Raw genomic sequence first — 21,465 nt, forward strand, 5'->3', positions numbered from 1 at the left:
ATGAAAGCCGTTGCCTTTACCTATCAAGCGCCCGGCTCGCTGGCCGATGCGCTGGCCCGCCTTGGCGCGGGCACCGATGTGGCCAAGACCATGGGCGGGGGCCAGTCGCTCGGCCCGATGCTGAACCTGCGCCTGACGCGCCCGGAGGCTGTCGTCGATGTCTCGCGGCTTCCGGAGCTGCGCGAGGTCACAGCCACGCCCGACTACGTCCGCATTGGCGCGTGCGTGACCCATGCACAGATCGAGGACGGCGTGTTCGAACCACTGCGCGGCACCATGCTTCAGGCCGTGGCGGGCGGCATCGCCTATCGCGCGATCCGCAACCGCGGCACGGTGGGCGGCAGCCTTGCCCATGCCGACCCTGCGGCGGACTGGGTGGTCACCATGACGACGCTGGGCGCGCAGATTGAGATCGCCTCGGCCGCGGGGACCCGCGTGGTGCCGATGGATGCCTTCATGCTTGGCGCCTACACCACGGTGCTGGAGGAAGGCGAGCTGATCGCCGCGGTGCGCGTGCCGCCGGCCGGCGACGATACGCGCTGGGGCTACCAGAAGCTGTGCCGCAAGACCGGCGAGTTCGCCGAGGCGAGCTGCGCGGCTTACTTCGACGCCAGGCGCCGTTTCGCGCGCATCGTGCTGGGCGCGCTCGACGGGCCGCCGGTGGTGCTGCGCGAGCTGACCCGAGCGGTCGCGGCGCAGGGTGCCGGGGCACTGACCGAGCAGGCCGTGGATGCGGCCATTGCCCAGGCCGCGCCGGACAAGGACGCGATCGACCGCAAGCTGTGCCGTACCGTCGTGACACGCTGCGTCATGCAAATGCTGAACTGAGGAGCCTCGTGCAAACCATCGCATTCACCGTCAATGGCCGGCAGGTATCCGGCGCATGCACGGACCGTACCCACCTGGGCGACTTCCTGCGCGATACCCATCGCCTCACCGGCACCCACCTTGGCTGCGAGCACGGCGTCTGCGGCGCGTGCACGGTGCTGGTCGATGACAAGCCTGTGCGCTCGTGCATCACCTTCGCGGCCGGTTGCCAGGGCGCGGACATCGTCACGGTCGAGGGCTACGAGGACGACGCCGTGATGGCCGATCTGCGTGTCGCCTTCAATCGCCATCATGCCTTGCAGTGTGGCTTCTGCACGCCGGGCATGCTTGCCACGGCGCGCGATATCGTGCTGCGCCTGCCGGATGCCGATGAGGCGACCATCCGCCATGAGCTATCGGGCAACCTGTGCCGCTGTACCGGCTATATGGGCATCGTTGCCGCGATCCGTTCGGTGCTGGATGCGCGCCGGTCGGCAAACGGAAGTGCGGTACGCGCGGCCGCCCCGGCCATCGCCAGGGCGTTCACTGGTTTTGCCGTTTCGGACGAGGCGCTTGGCGCGGAATCCACGCAAGCTGGCCCCGCGGCCAATGAGGCGGGACGCGCGGCCGATCGCAAGGGGTGGTCGCGTATCGAAGGCGGCTTCACTGTGCCCTATGCAGTCGATGCGGTCTGGGCGTTCATGGCGGACCTGCCCGCAGTGGCAGGCTGCCTGCCGGGTGCCGTGCTGACGGAAGTGGAGGGCGAGAAGGTCAAGGGACACATCGCCATCAAGTTCGGCCCGATGTCCGCACGTTTCGAAGGCGCGGCACGCCTGCAGCGCGACGATAGCCGGAAGCGCGGCGTGCTCAAGGGCGCGGGGCAGGATTCGCTGAGCAACTCCAAGGCCGCCGGCGATATCGCTTACCAGCTCACCGCGCGGTCTGGCAGCGAGACGGAAGTCGCGGTGGATTTGCAGTATTCGCTGCAAGGGCCGCTGGCGCAGTTCTCGCGTTCGGGGCTGGTGCGCGATTTCGTGCGGCGCATGATCGCCGACTTCGGCAAGTCGGTGGCGCGCAGGATGGATCCCACGCTGAGCGAAGCGGAGCGCATGAAGACCGTGCAGCTCAATCCGGTGGCGCTGTTCTTTAGCGTGCTCTGGGAACGCGTGAAGGGACTCATCGGCAAGCGCGAGCGCTAAGCGCGCCAGCCGCCCGTCGCTATGCCGGCGCGGGCCGGCGTACGCGCTGGTCGATCTGCCGCCGCATTTCATCGGCAAGCGGATGCAGGTCATTGGTCGAATCCGCGGCAACCAGGCTGTAGCCGAGCCCCTGGTCCGCCCAGGAATACCCCGCCACGCCGGCCTGGCGATGCGCTTTCATCGGCGTGTTCTGTTCCACTTTCATCGGCCGCACCAGCATCGCCACGCGCATGCCGTGTCCGTCGTCATACATGAAGAGCCCGGCCGGCCCGTGCTCGGTTGCCACCAGGCGTCCGCCCATGTAGCGGTAGCCGGAGCGCGTAAGGTCCGGCACGGCGACGGGGCGCTGCAGCCGTGCCGACACCCACCTGACGAGATCGGCGCTGTCGTGCGCGCTGATCTCCACGGGCCGGTTCGGGTCGGAGGCAAAGACCTGGTAGCTCGCCGTGGCCTCGCGCGCCAGCGCGGCAATGCCTCCCGTCGCCGGCTCGGTGGCGTCGCGTCCCATCCAGCCTGCCATGCCCCCCACGCACAGCGCGACAAAGACCGACGCGGCCAGGCGCCATGGCGCGGTGCCGCGTGGGCGGCGTGCGGCGACCATGTGGCGCAGGTTCAGCTCGGGCGGAATCGGCTCGCCAGCCACGGGCGCGAAGGCAGCGCGCAGCTGCTGGCGTTGTGCGATAAAGCCCTCGACGCGATGCGCGACTTCCGGGTGATCGCGCAGGTAGGCTTCGATCTCCTTGCGGCGCGCCTCGTCCAGCGCGTTGTCCACGTAGGCCTGCAGGTCTTCTTCCTGCACGGGCCGGTTCTCGTTCATTTGACCCTCCGCAATGCCGTCTTCTGTGCCGATCCCGATGCTGCCGCAGCACTGCCATCCATGACCTTCAGCAACCGCTCCCGCGCGCGCGACAGGCGCGACATCACGGTGCCGATGGGAATGTCGAGCACGCGTGCGGCGTCCGCGTACGACATGTCTTCGACCGACACCAGCAGCAGCACGCTGCGCTGGTCCGCCGGCAAGGTATCGAGCGCGCTCATCAGGTCGCGGTAGTGCAGGCCGTCTTCCTGCGTGGCGCGCGCGCTCAGCGACTCCGTCACGTCTTCGATGGCGATATGCAGGCTGCGCGAGCCCGCCTGGCGGCGCAGTGCCGTCATCGCCAGGTTATGCAGGATGGCGAACACCCAGCTGCGGGTGTCGCCCTGACCGCGACGGCTGTCCCAGTGCGTGATGATCTTCTCCAGGCAGTCCTGGACGAGATCGTCGGCGGCAGCCGGTTCGCGCATCAGCGCGCGCGCATAGCGCCGCAACGCCGGAATCATCGGCTCGACGTGCTGCAGCAGGTCTTTCACAGCCAGTCCTCTCCGGTAAGCGCGGACAACGTGGTCACGCCTACATCGCCTGCACTTGCACGGGTGCCGCAGGCTTGCCATTGACGGCCGGCGCGATCACAAGATAGCGCCGCGCGTCGGTGCCGGCAATGCCCTGCACGACCTGCCGGATCGGTCCGATCGCGTTGACGATGGCCCCGCCGGCGGGATTCGCCGTGAAGTTCGCCAGCGGTTCCAGCGGCCCGGTACCATCGGCCTGGCCAGCCAGGGCGAGCACATACGCCTGCTTCGGTTGCAGCCCCGTTGCGGAGGCTTGCAGCACCTGCAGCAGGCCCTGGTCGAACAGTGTCACGGTGGTGGGGGCGCTGTCGCCGGCGACCGGCTTGCCATTGGCCAGCGCGACCATCTTCAGCTGCGTGGTCTGGCCCGCCGCGCCAAGCGGCTGCAGCCCTTGGGTGCCTGCGCCCTCTGGCACGGCACGGGGAACGTAGACGATGGCCTGCGGGGCCTGGCCAACGGGCACGTTGGCCACGACCTGATTGGTGGCCGTATCGATGGCCGCGAGGCTGTCCGCGTTCTCCAGGCCCACGTAGATGCGGGTGCCGTCGCCGGACGGCCACAGGCCATGCGGCAAGGCGCCCACGGGGATGGTCGCGACCGGGCTGAAGTCGTCCGTGCGGAAGACCTTCACCTGGTTCAGCCCGCCGATGGTGACGTAGGCAAACGTGCCTGCCTTGGTATGCGCGAAGTTCACGTGGTTGGTGATCGCGCCGGTCTCAAGGGTTTTGAGCGGGCTGAATGGCGGGCGGGCATCGAACACCTGGGTCTTGCCGATATCCTTGAGCGTGAACCAGACCTGCTTGCCATCCGGCGTGGCGGCGATGTTCGGGCAGAACGGGCTGTCCTGCTTCACGCGTGCGACGACCTTGTGATCGGCCACGCTGACCACCGCGACTTCCGGGTTGAACGACGAGCAGATGTAGCCATACTTGCCGTCCGGCGAGAAGATCTGCATGCCGGGGCCCGCCGCGACGGTGATGCGGGTCTTCTCCGCGAAAGTTTTGGCGTCGATGACCGAGATGTAGTTCTCGCCGCGCACCGTCACCCAAACTTCCTTGCCATTGGGCGTGTAGAAGGCCTCATGCGGCGAACGTCCCACGTAGGTCACGTGCTTGACGGCATTGGTGGCCGTGTCGATGAACGACACCGAGTTGGAGCCGATCGACACCACCGCCAGCGTGCGCCCGTCGGGCGAGAAGCCCAGGCCATGGACGAGCAACTGGCCGCGGTAGAGCGGGCTGAGGTTGCCCGGCGTCGGATCTCCCAGGCGAATCACGCCCAGCAGCTTGTTTTCGGCCGGGTCGGTGACCGACACCGTGTTGGAGAACTGCTCGGCCGCGTAGATGCGGTCGCGATGGCTGACGGGCACGTCGGGCGCGCTCAGCGGGCCGGGGGCCTGGCCGGCCAGTGCGACGCCTGACAGGCCGAGCAGCAGCGCAAGGGAAAGGGCGGTCTTGACGATCTTGGCGGGGTTCCGTTTCATGGCTTGGTCTTCTTGTCAGTGGGCGTGCGTGGCGTGGCTGTGCCCGGCCGCTTGCGGCTCGGGCGCGTCGGCGCTGGCGGGCTGGGTCGGCGCGGGGGCGGAGGGTGGCAGCGGCTGGCCGAGCGCGAGCCGCATCGCGGCGATCTCCTGCAATTGCTCGACGACGATTTCCTGCGCAATGCGGCGCAGCTGTTCATTGCGCCCGTAGCGCAGCTCGGCCATGGCCATGTCGATGGCGCCCTGGTGATGCGGGATCATCATGGCGGCAAAATCCTGGTCGATATTGCCGCTGGGCGGCACGGCCATGCCGTCCATCATCCGCGTCATGGCGGCCTCGTTTTCGGCGGCGAACTTCTGCTGGTCGGTGGTGCTTTGGGCCTTGGCGGCAGCCGGGAGAAGGAAGGCCGTGGTCAATGCCAGGATGGCCCAGGCAGAGGCGGGGGATCGCGGTAAGCGCTGCGGGAGTGCCATGGTTCCTCGTCGTTCAGACGGTCCGGGGAAGCGGACCAATGCCGGGTAGACGCGCGAGGGGGCGGGTTTATTCCGCAGGGGACGGAATTTTTTCGTTTGTCGAGATCAGCGTCCTGGCAGGCGCCGCTGACTCTGACAATCTGCCTGGTGAGCCGCGTAGCAGCCGAAGGCGATGATGCGATATGGCGGGCAGTGTCGGACCACGGACAGTTTCGGGGCTCGTTCAATCATTGCCTGAGAGCCTGTCTGCGGTCGCGCTCCACGCGGCAGGCAGCCGGGCAGACTCTGAAGCTCATACCCGTACGAAATTCTTCGCACGCTACGATCAATATTCGTCCGTTAGGACAAGTAAACGCGTTTTTGGTCACTTTTTGTCGCTCGGACAAAAAGTGACTCGCCGGCTACGCCTGCGAAACAGCCGCGCCTGCCAAGAGCGACGAGCCAGTCATCACTAAAGCGCGCAGCTTAACGTAACCCCCATGCCCAAACTCAATCCGGCTTGATCTGCGCCCGCGCAATAATCGGCTTCCACCGCTGCTGTTCCTGCGCGATGAAATGCGCAAACTCCTGCGGCGTGCTGCCCACCACCAGCGCGGCATCGGCGCTAAGACGCTGCATTGACGCCGGGCTCTTCACCGCCTTGGCCGCGGCGTCGGCGAGCTTGTCCGTGGCCGGCTGCGGCAGGCTTGCCGGGGCCAGAAGACCGTACCACTGCGTCATCTCGAAGCCTGGATAACCCTGCTCCGCGACGGTTCCGACATCAGGCAGCTGTGGAATGCGCTGCGTCGTGCCCGTGGCGATGCAGCGCAGCTTGCCCGCCTTGATGAACGGCAGGATGGCCGGCGCGCCGACCGCTGCCGCGTCAAGCCTGCCGGAGAGCAGGTCGGTAATCTGCGGACCGCTGCCGCGGTACGGCACATGGGTAATGAAGGTGCCGCTGGCCGCCTTCAGGTACTCGAAGGCAAGATGCCCCGCGCTGCCATTGCCGGCCGACCCATAGTTGAGCTTGCCGGGCTTGCTCTTGGCCAGCGCGATGAACTCCTTCAGGTTCTTCGCCGGCACGTCCGGATGGATCACGTACAGGCTCGGCACCTTGGACAGCAGCGACACCGGACGGAAATCCTTGTTCGGGTCATAGGGCAGCTTGGCGAAGATATAGGGATTCACCGCGAGGGTGCCGATATGGCCGAGGATCAGCGTGTGCTGGTCGTCGGCGCGCGCCACTTCTCCCATGGCGACGTTGCCCGCGCCGCCGGGCTTGTTCTCCACGAATACCGACACGCCGAGCAGGCGGGTCAGTTCAGCGGCGGTCGAGCGGGCCACGATCTCCGAGCTGCCGCCCGGCGCGAACGGCACCACCAGGCGGATGGGCTTGGCGGGCCACGCCTGCGCTCGGGTAAGCGAAGGCGCAAGAGCACCGGCGCCTAGCGCGGCGGCGAGCTTCAGGATGTCGCGGCGGACGGGGTCGAACTGGGTCATACATTTCTCCGAGGATTCTTGATGGCACGGGGCGTGCATTGGGTGATGGGCTCTCACCTTATTCGGGCTTGACGTTGCCGTCCTTGATGACCTTGCCCCACAGGCGGGTCTGGTTGTCGATATAGCGGGCTGCTTCCGCGGGCGGCGCGGCCACGACCTCGCCGCCCAGCTCTGCGACGCGCTTGCGCACGTCGGGGCTGTTCATGACTTTCTGCAGGGCCTCGGACAGCTTGCCGGTAATGGGCTGCGGCGTGCCGGCCGGGACGAAGGCGGCATTCCACTCATAGACCTCGTAGCCGGCCACGCCGGCTTCCTCCATGGTCGGCACGGAGGGCAACGCCGGCGTGCGTGTGTGGCTGGTCACCGCAAGCGGCCTGAGCTTGCCGGCCTTGATGTGCTGCAGGCTCGATGCCACGTTGGCGAAGAACAGCGGCACCTGGCCCGCGATGACATCCGTCATGGCCGGGCCGCCACCCTTGTAAGGGACGTGCAGCAGGTCCACGCCGGCGCGCTGCTCGAACAGCACGCCGGACAGGTGCTGGGCCGAGCCGTTTCCCGACGAGGCGAAGGCCACCGTGCCCGGCTTCTGCTTCGCGATGGCCAGGACATCCTTGACCGAGTGCGCGGGGAACCCCGGCGTGGCAACCAGCACATTGGGATAGCGCGCCAGCACGCCAATGGCCGTGAAGGCCTTGGCCGGGTCATAGGGCAGTCGCGGATAGAGGCTCGGATTCACCGCGTAGGACGAGGCATCGACCATCAGCGTATAGCCGTCGGGCGCGGCCTTGGCAACGTACGACGCGCCGATCTGCCCGCCGGCCCCGGGCCGGTTCTCCACGATGACGGACTGGCCCAGTTCCCGGCCGAGCCCGGGTGCGATCAGCCGTGCCATCAGGTCGGCGCCGCCGCCGGGCGGGTAGGTCACGACAATGGTGATGGGCCGGCTCGGCCATTGCGCGGCTGATTCGGTGGCCTGCGCCAGGGCAGGCGTCAGCAGCACGGTGGCTGCGATCACAGCCCCGGCAAAGCGTGTCGTCGAAAGCGTCAAGCTGGTCTCCATTTCGATGGAAGTTTTGTCTTGATGGGTGGTCACCGGATGTCCGCCTGGTAGCGGAAGGCGTAGGCATCGCCCCGTGTCAGCCGGTATTCGGCACAGTGGCCTTGCAAGTCATAGGCCCGCCGCGTTACCAGCGCGCACGGATGGCCATGCGGCAAGTCCAGCAGTCCGGCCTCTTCGGTATCCAGCGTGCGGAAGGTCACCTCGTCCACGGCGCGATGGATCGTGACACCGCATTGCGAGCCCAGCAGCGGATAGAGCAGGTCGCCCCATTCGCTCTTGGGCAGGCGCTGCAAGGGCTCGCAACGCGGCAGCGGCAGCCAGATCGATTCGAGCAGGCGCGGCTTGTCATCGAGCCAGCGCCGGCGGGAGATCGCCAGCCCACGCGCGCCGGCATCGAGCCCGAACAAGGCGGCCATGCTTTTGTCCAGCCGCGCCGTGCGGCACGACAGGATCTCGGAACGCGGAATTTCCACGCCCAATACCCCCGCATCCGCACGGAAACGGAAGAACCGCATCATGCTTGCGCCCGTGAGCCCGTTGCGCACGAAGGTGCCTTTGCCCTGTACGCGTTCCAGCAGCCCTTCCTGCACCAGCACGGCAATGGCCTGCCGGATGGTGCCCAGCGCCGTGCCGAATTCGGCGGCAAGCGTGCTTTCCGCCGGGATCGCCGCGCCGGGCTGCCATTCGCCGTCAACGATCTTGCGCTGCAGTTGCGCCGCAATCCGGCCATAGCGGCTCACGCCCGGGGCAGTCGCGGCACTGTGCAGCGCGTCGTTGTCTTGCATCTGGAGTCCGTGTTAGATTTGTGTCCTCTAGAGGACTAGATTAGCCGCGGGTCGCCTGGTGCCATATAAGGGCTTACCCGCAGGCAAGGAATGGCTGACGATGAAGCGTAATGCGACGCCCCTGGTGGATTGCCACTTTCACCTGTTCGATGCCGGGGCCGGCATGCCGTCCGCCCGCTATCGGCCTGCCTACGCCGCGCGCATCGCGGACTGGCTGCAACTGCTGGCACCGATGGGGGATCCATACGGCGTGGTCGTCCAGACCAGTTTCCTTGGCACGGACAACTCGGCGCTGCTGGCGGCGCTGCGCGCCCTGCCGGGACGGCTGCGCGGCGTGGCCGTGGTGGACCCGTCGGTCTCGGACATTGCGCTGGCTGACATGCATGCGGCGGGCGTGCGCGGCATCCGGCTCAATCTGTTCGACGATCCGGACTGGGCGCGCATCGGCACGGCGCCATGGCGCGCGCTGTTCGCACGGGTTGCCGGGCTGGGCTGGCATGTGGAGTTGCACACCGGGAACGGGCAGGGCGGCGCTATGCTGGCCGAACTCGACGCCGCGCTCGGGGGTTGCCCAGTTCCCGTGGTGCTGGACCACTTTGGCCGGCCCGGCGAAGAGGGTCCTTGCGATGCCGTCTTCGATGTGGCCGCACAGGTGCTGGCGCGCCGGCAGGTATGGGTGAAGCTGAGTGCTCCGTATCGGCTGCCGCCTGGAGCCGACTGGCGTTCGCTCGCCATGGCATGGGGCCGGATGGTGGGACATGACCGGCTCTTGCTGGGGAGTGACTGGCCATGGACCAACCATGAATCCGCTGCCCGCGCCGATGAATGCGCGGCACTGTTCGGCTGGCCGTGCGAGCCAGGTGCCGGCGGTGACGGATCGGAGGATCGCGAGTTGGCCGAGTCGCTGCGCTGGCGGAACGCGGCGGCGCTCTATGGGTTTGATTTGTAGCGCCACGTCGAGGGATGTCGCGCGAAGTCGCAATGCATGCGGAGCGTTTCCGGCTTTCGCCTGCACGTTTTCAGGGGACTGGCGCGTTGCTTTGGCATGCATATAGATGCTCTCGAGATAGCCTATTTCGTGAACATCTATGTTCATAAGCGGCGGACCGCCCTGGCTCCCATGTATTCAATACGCTGCCTGACCAGGCATTCTGAAACCGCTGCTGAACGGAACGAACCTGCCGATTCCGGGTCAATCGTAATCGTTAAGTTACAATTGCTGTCCCGCAGCACGGCTGGTACTCGTTTGCAGAGTATGGTTTCCGGCCCTGCTGAACGCCCCCAACCATGCGATTTCTCTTCCTGCTGCTGACTGCCGTGTGCTTGTCGCTGCTCTCCTTTGGAGCGGCCGCGCACGCGCACGCGGATTTGCAGGGGAATATCGCGTCGGTAGCCGTCCAGGCGGCCGCCGTGCCCGACAAGGTCACCGAAGTCGCGGCCTTGCCGTCCGTCGACGAGATGGGCCGGGTGATCGCCCCCGGCGATGACGGCCTGCACGACGAAGACGCCATCGACGACCCGCCGCCCGGCTACTGCAATATCTGGTCGGCGGACCTGCTCGATCCGCTGGACCTGCTGGACGAGATCGAAGAGTCCAGCGCCTTGTTCGACCTGCCGACCGCGAAGCTTGTGCTGCCCGCAGAAGATTTCTGGCAGGCGCCTTCCGAGCGCACCGCGCCACCCGCCACGGCTTTCTTCAAGCCGCCGATTTCCCTCGCCTGATCGTCTTCGCGCCCGGTGCGCGGCATTGCCGCGTCCGGGGAGCGTCCCATTGCCTGGCCAGACTTCCCGGCGCGCGTTTGCGCTAGCCGGCTGAATCCGTTGCGGTCGTCCGCCTTTTTTCGCGTTGCGTGCGCGAGGGGCGGGGTCGCGGCGTGGCGCAGGCAGCCGCATCGCTTGCTTTCCCGACTCAATGACAAACACCAAGCTGACCCTGATCGCGTCGCTGTCGCTGGTGGCGTTCGCCGCCGTGCCGGCGCAGGCCAGCGACGACGTGCGCCCGCCGGCCGCTGTCGTCCTTGCCGCCAGTAACACCCAGCCCGCGCCTTCCGCAGCTCCCGCCGGGCCGTCTTACGGCCTGCAAGACTTGCTGGGCATGGCGCAATCCACCAACAAGGGCGTCGAGGCCGCGCAGGCCAATGTCGACGCCGCCAATGCCGCCATCACCAGCGCGCGCGCCTATCCGAACCCGCAGGTCGAAGTCATGTACGGCCGCCTGCAGGGCAAGCAGCCAGGCGTTACCAGCGGCAATGCGCCGACCTACGCCATTACGCAGAAGCTGGACTATCCGCACCAGCGCAGCCTGCGCGAAGACATGGCCACGCGCGGCCTGGAAGCGTCGCAGGCGCTGCGCCAGGGCTTTCGCGCCGAGCTTGCGGCGCGCGTGAAGACGGCCTACTTCGAAGTGCTGCGCCGCGAGAGCGAGCTGCAGGCAGCCTCCGAAGACCTGGCGATGACGCGTCAGATCCATTCCCGCGCCCGACTGCGCGTGGAGGTGGGCGAGGCGCCGCGCTATGAACTGATCAAGGCCGAGACCGAACTGCTGGCGGCACAGAAGAGCCAGCAGACCGCCGAGCTGCGCGTGAACCAGGCCAAGGCCGCACTGCGCCAGCAGGTCGGCGGCGCCATGCCCGCTCAGTTCGCGCTGGACGGCAGCCTGGGCCAGGCGCCCGAGGTGCCGCCGTTGCCGCAACTGCGCGGCACGATGAGCGCGAGCAATGCCGAACTGAACCAGCGCCGCATGGAACTCGAGCGCGCGCGGCTGGGCGTCGATTACCAGCGCTCGCTGCGCTGGCCGGAAGTGGCCGTGCGCGCGAGTACGGACCGCCAGCCGGACAACAATGTCTCGCAGATCGGCCTGGTGCTGACCATTCCGCTGTGGGACCGCCGCAGCGGTCCGGTGGGCGAGGCCACGGCCCAGGCCACGCAGGCCCGCAGCGCGCTGGAAGCGCGTGAATTCGAACTAGCCCAGGAACTGGAAACCGCTTACCGCCAGTACGAGATCACCCAGTCGCAGGTGACCGCGCTGGAGTCCGGCATCGTGCGCGAGGCCGAATCCGCGCTCAACGTGGCCGAGTCGGCGTACCGCTTCGGCGAGCGCGGCATCCTGGATTACCTGGACGCTCAGCGCGTGCTGCGCGGCGCGCGCAATGACCTGATCGCCGCCCAGTTCGACCTGCAGGTCGCTGCCATCCAGATCGAAAAGCTCATGTCGACGGCGCCGGGCACATCGCCCGTCTCGCCCGCGGGCCTGCCGTCCTCCACCATCCAGAACCGATAACCATGCGTCCCAATTCCCTGCTTTCGCTGACGGCCGCCGCCGTCATGGTGCTTGCCCTGGCGGGCTGCTCGAAGGAGCCTGTGCAGGCCATCGAAGCGCCCAAGCTGCCGCCTGGCGTGGTCAAGCCCGAAGCCAACCTGATGAAGACGCTGAAGGTGTCGCCCCTGGCCACGTCCCCGTTCAGCGAGATGCTGCGCGTGGCCGGCCGCATCGATTTCGACGAGCAGCGCGTGTCCCGCGTCGGCGCCAGCGTGACGGGGCGCGTGACCGACCTGTACGCAACCCTGGGCGAGGAGGTCAAGGCCGGACAGGTGCTGGCCCGCCTGCACAGCACCGAACTGGGCGCCGCGCAGATGGCCTTCCTGAAGAGCGAGGCGCAGCACGAACTGCAGGCGCGCAATGCCGAGCGCGCGCAGCAACTGTATGCCGCCGACGTGATTGGCCGCGGCGAACTGCAGCGCCGCCAGAGCGAGCTGTCGATTGCCTCGGCCGAGATGCGCGCCTATCGCGACCAGCTCCGCGTGCTGGGCATGTCGCCGGCCACCATTGCCGAGCTCGCCAAGAGCGGCAGCATCAACTCGCATTCGCCGGTGTATTCGGGCATCAGCGGCACGGTGGTGGAACGCAACGTGGCGCAGGGCCAGGTCGTGCAGCCGGCCGATGCGCTCTACACCGTGGCGGACCTGTCGCGCGTGTGGGTGGTGGCCGAAGTGCCCGAGCAGCAGGCCGCGCAGGTGGCCGAAGGGCAGAGCGTGGAAATCGAGGTGCCTTCGCTGGCCAACGGCAAGGGCGCGCAGACCATTACAGGCAAGCTGATCTATGTGGGCCGCACGGTGAATCCGCAATCGCGCACGGTGCTGGTCCGCACGGAACTCGACAACCGCGAGGGGCGCCTCAAGCCCGCCATGCTCGCCAGCATGCTGATCGCCAGCAAGCCTGCGGACCAGCTCGTGGTGCCGGCGTCGGCGGTAGTTCGCGAAGGCAATGACGAACTGGTCTACGTCGAAATGGCAGACGGCCAGTTCCGCCAGACGCGCGTCAAGCTGGGCGCGGAGAGCGATGGCATGCGCGTGGTGCTCAATGGCGTCAAGGCCGGCGACCGTGTCGTGGTGGATGGCGCATTCCATCTCGACAACGAGCGCAAGCGTCTCGAACAGGGCTGAGCACCATGATGAAATCCCTAGTTGAAGCGGCCATCAAGCAGCGCCTGGTGGTCTGCGTGCTGGCCGTGGTGCTGTTCTTCTTCGGCCTGCGCGCGGCCACCAGGCTGTCGGTCGATGCGTTCCCGGACGTGACCAATGTGCAGGTGCAGATCGCCACCGAGGCCACCGGGCGTTCGCCCGAAGAGGTCGAGCGCTTTGTCACCGTGCCGGTGGAAATGGCCATGACCGGCCTGCCCGGGCTGGAAGAGATGCGCTCGCTGAACAAGGCCGGCCTGTCGCTGATCACGCTAGTGTTTACCGATGCCACGGACGTCTACTTCGCGCGGCAGCTCGTCATGGAGCGCCTGATCGAGGTGTCCGGGCGCATGCCCGAAGGTGTGACGCCGGTACTCGGTCCGGTCTCGACCGGCCTTGGCGAGGTCTACCAGTACACACTGGACCGGTCCGACGATGGCAACCGCGAGTTGACGCAGGAAGAACTGGCCGAGCGCCGCATCGCGCAGGACTGGGTGGTGCGACCGCTGCTGCGTTCGATCCCCGGCGTGGCCGAGATCAACTCGCAGGGCGGCTACGTGCGCCAGTACCAGGCACTGGTCAACCCGGAGCGCATGCGCCACTACGATGTCTCGATCCAGCAGGTGTATCAGGCGCTGGCGCGCAACAACGCCAACTCCGGTGGCGGCGTGCTGCCGCACTACGCCGAGCAGTACCTGATCCGCGGCGTGGGTTTGGCCAAGGGCGTGGACGATCTTGGCAGCATCGTGCTGAAGGAAGTCGCCGGCACGCCGGTCTACCTGCGCGACGTGGCCACTGTCACCATCGGCCATGAGGTGCGTCAGGGCGCGCTCGTGAAGAACGGACAGACCGAGGCGGTCGGCGGCATCGTCATGATGATGCGCGGCGGCAATGCCAAGGAAGTGGTCAGCCGTGTGAAGGCGCGCGTCGCCGAGATCAACGCCAAGGGCATGCTGCCCGGCAAGCTGCAGATCGTGCCGTACTACGACCGCAGCGAACTGGTCGATGCCGCGCTGTGGACCGTCACCAAGGTGCTGCTGGAGGGCGTGGTGCTGGTCGTGATCGTGCTGTTCCTGTTCCTCGGGGACGTGCGCTCGTCGGTCATCGTGCTCGCCACGCTGGTGCTGACGCCATTGCTGACTTTCATCGTCATGAACCGGATGGGGCTGTCGGCCAACCTGATGTCGCTGGGCGGTCTGGCGATCGCGATCGGCCTGATGGTGGACGGCTCGGTGGTGGTGGTCGAGAACGCGTTCGAGCGGCTGGGCCACAAGGAACCGGGACTGACCAAGACCCAGATCCTGGTGAAGGCCGTGCAGGAAGTGGCCACGCCCGTGATCGTCGGCGTGGGCATCATCATCCTGGTGTTCCTGCCGCTGATGACGCTATCGGGCATGGAAGGCAAGATGTTCGCGCCGCTGGCGTTCACGATCTCGATCGCGCTGGCGATCTCGCTGTTCCTGTCGCTGACGTTGTCGCCGGTGCTGAGTTCGTACCTGCTAAGGGGCGGCGCAGAGCATGACACGAAGCTCATCGCCTTCATGAAGCGGCACTATCTGCGCCTGCTGCACTGGGCGCTGGGCAACAGCCGCAAGACCGTGATTGCAGCGGTGGGGGCTTTCGTGATGACGCTGGCCATCGTGCCGTTGCTGGGCACGTCCTTCATCCCGGAAATGAAGGAGGGCTCGATCGTGCCGGCCATCGACCGCGTGCCGAACATCTCGCTGGAAGAGTCGATCAAGCTGGAGAAAGAGGCCAACAAGCTGGTGCTGAGCGTGCCCGGCGTGAAGTCGGTGGTGTCCGGCGTGGGCCGCGGCGAAAGCCCGGCCGACCCGCAGGGCCAGAACGAATCGACGCCGATCGCCAGCCTCAAGGACCGCGACGAATGGCCCGATGGCTGGACGCAGGATGACATCGCCAACGCGATTCGCGACAAGCTCAAGGCCATCCCTGGCGTGCAGATCGTGATGGCGCAGCCGATTTCGGACCGCGTCGATGAAATGGTCAGCGGCGTGCGTTCGGACGTGGCGGTGAAGGTGTTCGGCGACGACCTCGACAAGCTGCGCGAACTCGCGGGCGAGATCGCGCGGGTCGCCGGCGGCATTCAAGGATCGCAGGACATCCGTATCGAACGCGTGTCGGGGCAGCAGTACCTGTCGATCGAGATCGACCGCCAGGCGATTGCGCGCTACGGGCTCAATGTGTCGGACATCCACGACATCATCGAGATCTCGATCGGCGGCAAGCGCGCCACGGACATCTTCGAAGGCGAACGCCGCTTTGCCGCGGCCGTGCGCCTGCCCGAGGAGTTCCGTGGCAATGTGCAGGCGATCCGCCAGTTGCTGGTGTCGACGCCCAATGGCATCCAGGTGCCGCTGCAGAGCGTGGCGAAGATCGAGGTCAACGACGGCCCCGCGCAGATCAGCCGCGAAATGGCCAAGCGCCGCGTGGTGGTGATGATCAACGTGAAGGATCGCGACCTCGGCGGCTTCGTGGCCGAACTGCAGCAGGCCACCGGCGCCAGGGTCAAGCTGCCGGAGGGCTATTACCTCGAGTGGGGCGGCCAGTTCCAGAACATGGAACGCGCCATGGGCCACCTGAAGATCATCGTGCCGGTGACCATCGCGGCGATTTTCTTCCTGCTGTTCCTGCTGTTCAACTCGCTGCGCTTTGCCACGCTGATCATCACGGTGCTGCCGTTCGCGTCGATCGGCGGCATTATCGGGCTGTTCGTCACCGGCGAATACCTGTCGGTGCCGGCGTCGGTGGGCTTTATCGCGCTGTGGGGCATGGCCGTGCTCAATGGCGTGGTGCTGGTGTCGTACATCCGCACGCTGCGCGATTCGGGGCTGTCAGTGCATGAAGCAGTAGTGCAGGGCGCGACCCAGCGTTTCCGGCCGGTGATGATGACGGCGACCATCGCCATGCTCGGCCTGGTGCCGTTCCTGTTCTCGAGCGGCCCCGGCTCGGAAGTGCAGCGCCCGCTGGCGGTGGTGGTGATCGGCGGATTGATCACGTCGACGTTGCTGACGCTGGTGATGGTGCCGACGTTGTACCGCTGGTTCGACGACCGCAAGACGGACCCGACCCGGGATGTGCCGGTCTGACGCGGTGATGCGGTGATGCGGTCGCGATGACCGGAAAAAAGGCGCTTCGCAGCTGATGCGAAGCGCCTTTTTCTTTGGCTGCTTGCCCGTGTGCTACGACACCGAAATCACCTTGATGTCTTCCCATTGCGGATGCAGCAGCCGCAGCGTGGCCACGATGGCCTTCGGGTCCTCGGCATGGCGCTCGGACAACGCAACGGCTTCCGTGGTGGTGATGACCGGCTTGCGGCCCTTCTGGCGATATTCGATCTCGACGCTCTTGGTGACAAATGACATGGCTGGCTTTCCGCGAAGTGGTTGCCTGGCCAAGGGGACGACGGTCAGGCAGGAACAATAACGGCAGGCCGGCGCCAGACTTTTGATGCGGGCAAATACGGAGTTTGTGTCAGGTCATTCCCCGGAAGGCGCCGGTTCAGGGCCGTTCGGTGGCGAAGTACAGCAAGGCCAGGATCGGCAACGTGACACCGATGCCACTGGCCAGCGGCCAGCCGCCGTGCACATACGCCCAGCCGCCAATTGCCGAGCCCAGCGCGCCGCCGACGAAGAACATGGCCATGAACACGCCGTTCAGCCGGCCGCGGTGCTCGGCGCTCAGCGAGAAAATCGCCCGCTGGCTGACCACCAGGCTGGCCGAGACACCGAAATCCAGCACGATGGCGGCGACGGTCAGCATGGCCAGTGCAAACATCGATCCAGGCGTGCCGGCCAGCCCGAGCAGGAACGATCCCGCGCCAAGCAGCAAGGCAAGGGCCGTCATGCGCCGCCCGCGACCGCGGTCCGCCAGCCGCCCGGCGATGGGGGCGGCGATGGCACCCGCCACGCCGGCCAGCGCGAACAGCGCAATGCCGCGCTGCGTCAGGCCGAAGGCTGGCCCGGAAAGGTAGAGCGGCACCGTGGTCCAGAACAGGCTGAAGGCCCCAAACATGCTGGCCTGGTACGCGGCGCGCCGGCGCAGGACCGGTTGCGTGCGCAACAGTTGCCACATCGAGGCCAGCAACTCGGTGTAGTGCACGCCGGGCGGCGGCGCGCGCCGGGGCAGGCGGCGCGACAGGATGAACGACAACAGCGCCATGACCACGGCCGACAAGGCAAAGATGGCATGCCAGCCCCAGAGGTCGGCCACGATGCTGGCGATCGGGCGGGCCAGCATGATGCCCAGCAGCAGGCCGCTCGTGACATTGCCCACCGCGCGTCCGCGCGCATGGTCGGGCGCAAGGTGGGCGGCAAACGGCACCAGCACCTGCACGGCCACGGAGCAAAGCCCGATCAGCCAGGCCGCCAGCAGGAAGGTGACCGCATGCGAAGCATAGGCCGCAGCGGCCAGCGCCACGGCATTGCCGGCCAGCAGCCGGCATACCAGGCGGCGGTTTTCCACCAGGTCGGCCAGCGGCACCAGCAACAGCAATCCGAGGCAGTAGCCGGCCTGGACCAGCGTGACGATCAGTCCGGCCGAGCCGGGCGACAGCTGAAGCGCCGCCGCAATCGGTCCCACCAGCGGCTGGGCGAAGTACAGGTTGGCGACGGTGATGCCGCAGGCAGCGGCGAGCAGCGGTATCACCCAGGCGGGGGCGGACTGCGGCGGCCCGATCGGGCGCGTGCCCGATGCGGTGGCCCCGCCGGTGGCGGATTGGACGGTCATGGCGATCTTCAACTGGGCGGCAGCGGGTGCCGGTTCTGGTGTGTCCGGCGCCCGTTCGACATGGCGCCGGCGCCACCTTTACATCCAGGGTTGGATGCAGGCGGCTAGTAGTGGGCGGCAGGTTAGCACTGATGCGGCCGCCGTGCAGGCGGCCAATCGCCACGGTTCCGGAGGGGGGATGGGACCAGGCGATGCGCGGGACGACCCGGGACTCGCGCGATGCGGACCATCCGGGGGGCCGGATGATCCGGCGAGCCCTGCCCGTCAGCGCCGCTTCAGCTCGCCCAGGTAGTAGTTGACCTCTGCCAGCAGCGTGGTGTGGAAGGTCTCGGGCAACTGGCGGTCGTCGGTCATGCACAGCAGGTCGTCGACGCGCCTGCGGAAGGCGCTTTCCACGCCGTCGCGGCGTTCCGCCGGCATGCCCGCGCACAGTGCGGCCAGGAACTCGCGCAGCACCAGCAGACGCGCGCCGTACTGCACCATGGCATCGCCCTGGGTCTTCAGGCTGCGCGAAAACTGGTCGGGAACGGCGTCCGGCGCGGCTGACTCGTGGGTCGGCACCGCGGCGTCTTCCGTGCAAGCCTGCAGCTTGCCGGTCAGCATGGATTTCCTGAACATGGCGGGCCTCCGTGAGAGCCACTAACGCCCGGCGCGCGCCAGACGACGGTAACGTGAATCTTGATGCCCGCGACAATGCCAGACTGTTCGCTAGCCGACACTGAATCTTCGGGGCGGCAAGGTTGTCCCTTGCGGTGCATCAACGATCCTGGCGCCAGTCATTACATCGGGCAATCCGCTGCCGTTAAGGCCCGAAAGACCGCGCCGCGCAATGTCCGCCAAGGCGCGCACCGTGCCCGCACAAGCAGGCGGGCCGGGAATATCGGGGGTTCAACCGAGCCGGCAATTCAAGTATCCGCCATGAGTCAGTTTATCCATACGATCAAGTTCAGGATCCTCCTGGTGTTCGGCGTCTGTATTGCGCTGATGCTGGGCATCGGGCTGTTCGCGCTGCAGACCATCGCCAGCCTGAACCGGAACATGCACAACGCCTACGAGCAGAACACCGTGGCCATCGGCCAGCTGGCGGAGGTACGCGTGGCGCAGCTCCATATCCGCCGCTTGCTGTGGAAAATCCGCGCGACATCCGAGGGCGCCACCAGCGAAGACATGGCGTCGGTCCAGGCGCATCGCGCGAAGATGCAGAAGGGCTGGCAGGATTACTATCCCGCCCGGGTCACGTCCGGGGACGAGCGACACGTCGCCGACGCGCTCGACGCCGCGCTGGGCCGTTTCGCGGACCTGGTCGCGCAGGAGGTGCGTCTACGCGAAAGCGGCGACGCCGCCGCGGCGTCCCGGCTGCAGGACAACGAACTCGGCGCGGCCGGCGACAAGGTCGGCGAGCTGATCACGCGCAGCGTGGAGGTCAATCTCGAACAGGCCGCGGACTATAACCGCAGCAGTCTTGCGCAATCGCATACGGCGCTTTGGACCACGGGCGTGTTGATCGCGCTCGGCCTGCTGGTAACGGTGGCGGCGTCCTACCAGCTCCAGCGAACGATCACGCGGCAACTGCGCCGTTCCGTGGAAATCGCCGACGAGATTGCCGCGGGACACCTCGACCAGCGGATCGAGATCCGTTCGCGCGACGAGTTCGGACTGTTGCTGGATGCGATGGCGCGCATGAGCCGCCAGCTCGCGCAAACCGTGCGCGGCATCCAGGTGTCGAGCGAAGCCGTGCGCGTGGCCTCGCGCGAAATCTCCAGCGGCAATATGGACCTGTCGGCGCGCACGGAGCAGCAGGCGGCTTCGCTGCAGGAAACCGCGGCCAGCATGACGGAAATTTCGCAGACGGTCCGCATGAATGCGGACAACGCGGCCCAGGCCAATACGCTGGCCGGCAATGCCCGGGACCTGGCCCATGCCGGCAATACGGCGGTGCAGGCCATGGTGCAGACCATGGCCCGCATCAGCGGCAGTTCTGACCGGATCTCGGACATCACCACACTGATCGAAGGCATCGCGTTCCAGACCAATATCCTGGCGCTGAATGCCGCGGTGGAAGCCGCGCGAGCGGGCGAGCAGGGGCGCGGCTTCGCCGTGGTGGCGGGCGAGGTGCGCGCGCTGGCACAGCGCTCGTCGGCCGCGGCCAAGGAGATCAAGGAGCTGATCGAATCCTCTGCCGGCATGGTCCAGGACGGATCGCGGCAGGCCGCAGAGGTCGGCCACACCGTGGGGCAGGTGATCCGCGCCATCCAGCAGGTCTCGGACATCATGGGCGAGATTTCCGTGGCATCCGGCGAGCAGAGCCAGGGCGTGGAGCAGGTGCATGTGGCCATCAGCCAGATCGACACGGGTACCCAGCAGAACGCCGCGCTGGTGGAGCAGTCGGCGGCCGCCGCGCAATCGCTGGAAGAGCAGGCCAATGCCATGGCCGATGCCGTTTCCGTGTTCCGGCTGGCCGGGGCGGGCGGGGCCATGGGAGGCCATGTGCCGCGCGTGCCGCAAGCCTCCGCCAGGGGCGCCGCAGAGGCCAGCCGGAGCCATGCGCCGGCGCTTGCGCGCCAGGGGGCGGCTGCACCCCGAGCAGCCCGGTCCGAAGATGCCGTCCAGGATGGCGATGACTGGCAGACCTTCTGACGGGGCACAATCGCTCAAATACGGCAGGACAGCGGCAACTATTCGAGGCTTTGCAGCGATGGCAGATCCCTAGAATCTCTGGCGTGGCATCTTGCTACACCCCCCGATTTCCAGCCCTCCTCGCGAGGGCTTTTTTTTCGTCCTTCATGGGCCAGGGCGGTACATAAAACCGGCACGTTGTTCCAAAAATGGAACACAGTGTGCAGCCGACGAAGCTTCTGGGGGCGTGGTGAAAACCGCATAATGCCGGGTCACAGCCATTGCATCCGCTTCGCCGCGATGCGGCCGCAGATCCCCAACCCCGCCACACCGCCATGGTTAGCCCCCTTGCATCGCCTTGCCTGCCCAGCCGCCGTTTCGCGCTGGCTGCCGTCGCCCTGACCGCCGCGTTGTCGAGCGGCTTGTCCCATGCCGGGACGTGGTTCGATCCAGTGCGGCTGGGCGCGGCCGCCGGGGCTGGCAATGATGCCGCCATGGCGCGGCTGGAAGCCCGCTGGAACCTGAAGCAAGACCTCTGGGCCACGTCGTCGCAGTCGTTGCGCTTGCGGCTCGGTGTGGAAGCGTCGGCGGGCGTCTGGAATCCGCATGGCGGCAGCGGCCATGCACTGGGGGACTTCGGCGTGACGCCGATCCTTCGCCTGCAGGGCGCAGGATCCAGTGGCGTCTTTGTCGAAGCCGGCGTGGGCATGCATGTCCTGTCGCGCACGCACCTTTCCGACGAAAAGGTCTTCTCCACGGCATTCCAGTTCGGCGACCGCGTGGCCGTCGGCTACCGCTTTGGCGACGCGCTGGACTCGGAGCTGGCGCTGCGCCTGCAGCATTATTCGAACGCCGGCATCAAGGAGCCCAACCCGGGCATCAACTTCTTCCTGCTCCAGTACTCGGCGCGCTTCTGAGCGCGCCGGCATGGTTTTCCTGATGGCAGCGGGGCGGGGCGCCGGCGCGTAGAAT

Annotated in this window: 19 protein-coding genes; 9 read left to right on the top strand and 10 right to left on the bottom strand. The window is 66.9% G+C overall.

The window, feature by feature from the left end; translation table 11 throughout:
• The gene (locus AC3FKH_RS16460; protein ID WP_488676934.1) at positions 1–828 is read left to right on the top strand and encodes an FAD binding domain-containing protein; all 828 of its coding nucleotides are present in this window, start codon (positions 1–3) and stop codon (positions 826–828) included.
• A gap of 8 nt (positions 829–836) precedes the next feature.
• Positions 837–2,006 carry a xanthine dehydrogenase family Fe-S subunit gene (locus AC3FKH_RS16465; RefSeq protein WP_488676935.1) on the top strand — a complete coding sequence of 390 codons (1,170 nt, stop codon included), beginning with the start codon at positions 837–839 and terminating at the stop codon, positions 2,004–2,006.
• A 19-nt stretch (positions 2,007–2,025) separates the two neighbouring features.
• Here the strand turns inward: AC3FKH_RS16465 and AC3FKH_RS16470 are convergent, their stop codons facing one another.
• From AC3FKH_RS16470 to AC3FKH_RS16500, 7 genes are all read right to left on the bottom strand, one after another.
• Positions 2,026–2,823, bottom strand: coding sequence for an anti-sigma factor family protein (locus AC3FKH_RS16470; protein ID WP_488676936.1), 798 nt, complete (start codon positions 2,821–2,823; stop codon positions 2,026–2,028).
• Positions 2,820–3,356, bottom strand: a complete 537-nt coding sequence (locus AC3FKH_RS16475; protein ID WP_488676937.1) for an RNA polymerase sigma factor — start codon at positions 3,354–3,356, stop codon at positions 2,820–2,822. The genes AC3FKH_RS16470 and AC3FKH_RS16475 overlap by 4 nt, the downstream gene beginning before the upstream one ends.
• Before the next feature lie 40 nt (positions 3,357–3,396).
• Entirely contained in the window at positions 3,397–4,878 is a 1,482-nt protein-coding gene (locus AC3FKH_RS16480; protein WP_488676938.1) for a YncE family protein, read from the bottom strand.
• Between the two features lie 15 nt (positions 4,879–4,893).
• A complete protein-coding gene (locus tag AC3FKH_RS16485; protein WP_488676939.1) occupies positions 4,894–5,349 on the bottom strand; it encodes a DUF305 domain-containing protein in 456 nt (151 codons plus the stop codon).
• 489 nt (positions 5,350–5,838) lie between these two features.
• Positions 5,839–6,828, bottom strand: coding sequence for a Bug family tripartite tricarboxylate transporter substrate binding protein (locus AC3FKH_RS16490; protein WP_488676940.1), 990 nt, complete (start codon positions 6,826–6,828; stop codon positions 5,839–5,841).
• Between the two features lie 58 nt (positions 6,829–6,886).
• Positions 6,887–7,888, bottom strand: coding sequence for a tripartite tricarboxylate transporter substrate binding protein (locus AC3FKH_RS16495; protein ID WP_488677055.1), 1,002 nt, complete (start codon positions 7,886–7,888; stop codon positions 6,887–6,889).
• Positions 7,889–7,917: 29 nt separating this feature from the next.
• Entirely contained in the window at positions 7,918–8,673 is a 756-nt protein-coding gene (locus tag AC3FKH_RS16500) for a GntR family transcriptional regulator (protein WP_488676941.1), read from the bottom strand.
• Between the two features lie 100 nt (positions 8,674–8,773).
• Between AC3FKH_RS16500 and AC3FKH_RS16505 the strand changes: the two genes are divergently transcribed.
• The 5 genes from AC3FKH_RS16505 (at position 8,774) to AC3FKH_RS16525 (ending at position 16,238) form a co-directional block, all read left to right on the top strand.
• Positions 8,774–9,622, top strand: a complete 849-nt coding sequence (locus tag AC3FKH_RS16505) for an amidohydrolase family protein (RefSeq protein ID WP_488676942.1) — start codon at positions 8,774–8,776, stop codon at positions 9,620–9,622.
• Positions 9,623–9,960: 338 nt separating this feature from the next.
• Positions 9,961–10,395 (top strand): cobalt-zinc-cadmium resistance protein, encoded by a 435-nt coding sequence (locus tag AC3FKH_RS16510; protein WP_488676943.1) that lies wholly within the window; start codon positions 9,961–9,963, stop codon positions 10,393–10,395.
• Positions 10,396–10,585: 190 nt separating this feature from the next.
• A complete protein-coding gene (locus AC3FKH_RS16515; RefSeq protein ID WP_488676944.1) occupies positions 10,586–11,953 on the top strand; it encodes a TolC family protein in 1,368 nt (455 codons plus the stop codon).
• Between the two features lie 2 nt (positions 11,954–11,955).
• Complete coding sequence (locus AC3FKH_RS16520; protein WP_488676945.1) at positions 11,956–13,116, top strand: efflux RND transporter periplasmic adaptor subunit; 1,161 nt, start codon at positions 11,956–11,958, stop codon at positions 13,114–13,116.
• A 5-nt stretch (positions 13,117–13,121) separates the two neighbouring features.
• Positions 13,122–16,238, top strand: a complete 3,117-nt coding sequence (locus AC3FKH_RS16525; protein ID WP_488676946.1) for an efflux RND transporter permease subunit — start codon at positions 13,122–13,124, stop codon at positions 16,236–16,238.
• 93 nt (positions 16,239–16,331) lie between these two features.
• On the opposite strand, the gene AC3FKH_RS16530 is transcribed toward AC3FKH_RS16525, so the two are convergent.
• The 3 genes from AC3FKH_RS16530 to AC3FKH_RS16540 all read right to left on the bottom strand — a co-directional run bounded on the left by AC3FKH_RS16530 (position 16,332) and on the right by AC3FKH_RS16540 (position 18,495).
• Positions 16,332–16,514, bottom strand: coding sequence for a hypothetical protein (locus AC3FKH_RS16530; RefSeq protein ID WP_488676947.1), 183 nt, complete (start codon positions 16,512–16,514; stop codon positions 16,332–16,334).
• A 136-nt stretch (positions 16,515–16,650) separates the two neighbouring features.
• Positions 16,651–17,877 carry an MFS transporter gene (locus AC3FKH_RS16535; RefSeq protein WP_488676948.1) on the bottom strand — a complete coding sequence of 409 codons (1,227 nt, stop codon included), beginning with the start codon at positions 17,875–17,877 and terminating at the stop codon, positions 16,651–16,653.
• A gap of 264 nt (positions 17,878–18,141) precedes the next feature.
• Positions 18,142–18,495, bottom strand: a complete 354-nt coding sequence (locus AC3FKH_RS16540) for a hypothetical protein (RefSeq protein WP_488676949.1) — start codon at positions 18,493–18,495, stop codon at positions 18,142–18,144.
• Between the two features lie 300 nt (positions 18,496–18,795).
• On the opposite strand from AC3FKH_RS16540, the gene AC3FKH_RS16545 reads away from it, so the two are divergent.
• The gene (locus AC3FKH_RS16545) at positions 18,796–20,514 is read left to right on the top strand and encodes a methyl-accepting chemotaxis protein (protein WP_488676950.1); all 1,719 of its coding nucleotides are present in this window, start codon (positions 18,796–18,798) and stop codon (positions 20,512–20,514) included.
• A gap of 314 nt (positions 20,515–20,828) precedes the next feature.
• Positions 20,829–21,410, top strand: a complete 582-nt coding sequence (locus AC3FKH_RS16550; protein ID WP_488676951.1) for an acyloxyacyl hydrolase — start codon at positions 20,829–20,831, stop codon at positions 21,408–21,410.
• The last annotated feature ends 55 nt before the right edge of the window (positions 21,411–21,465 follow it).

The organism is Cupriavidus sp. 21MJTG02-4, assembly GCF_057798975.1.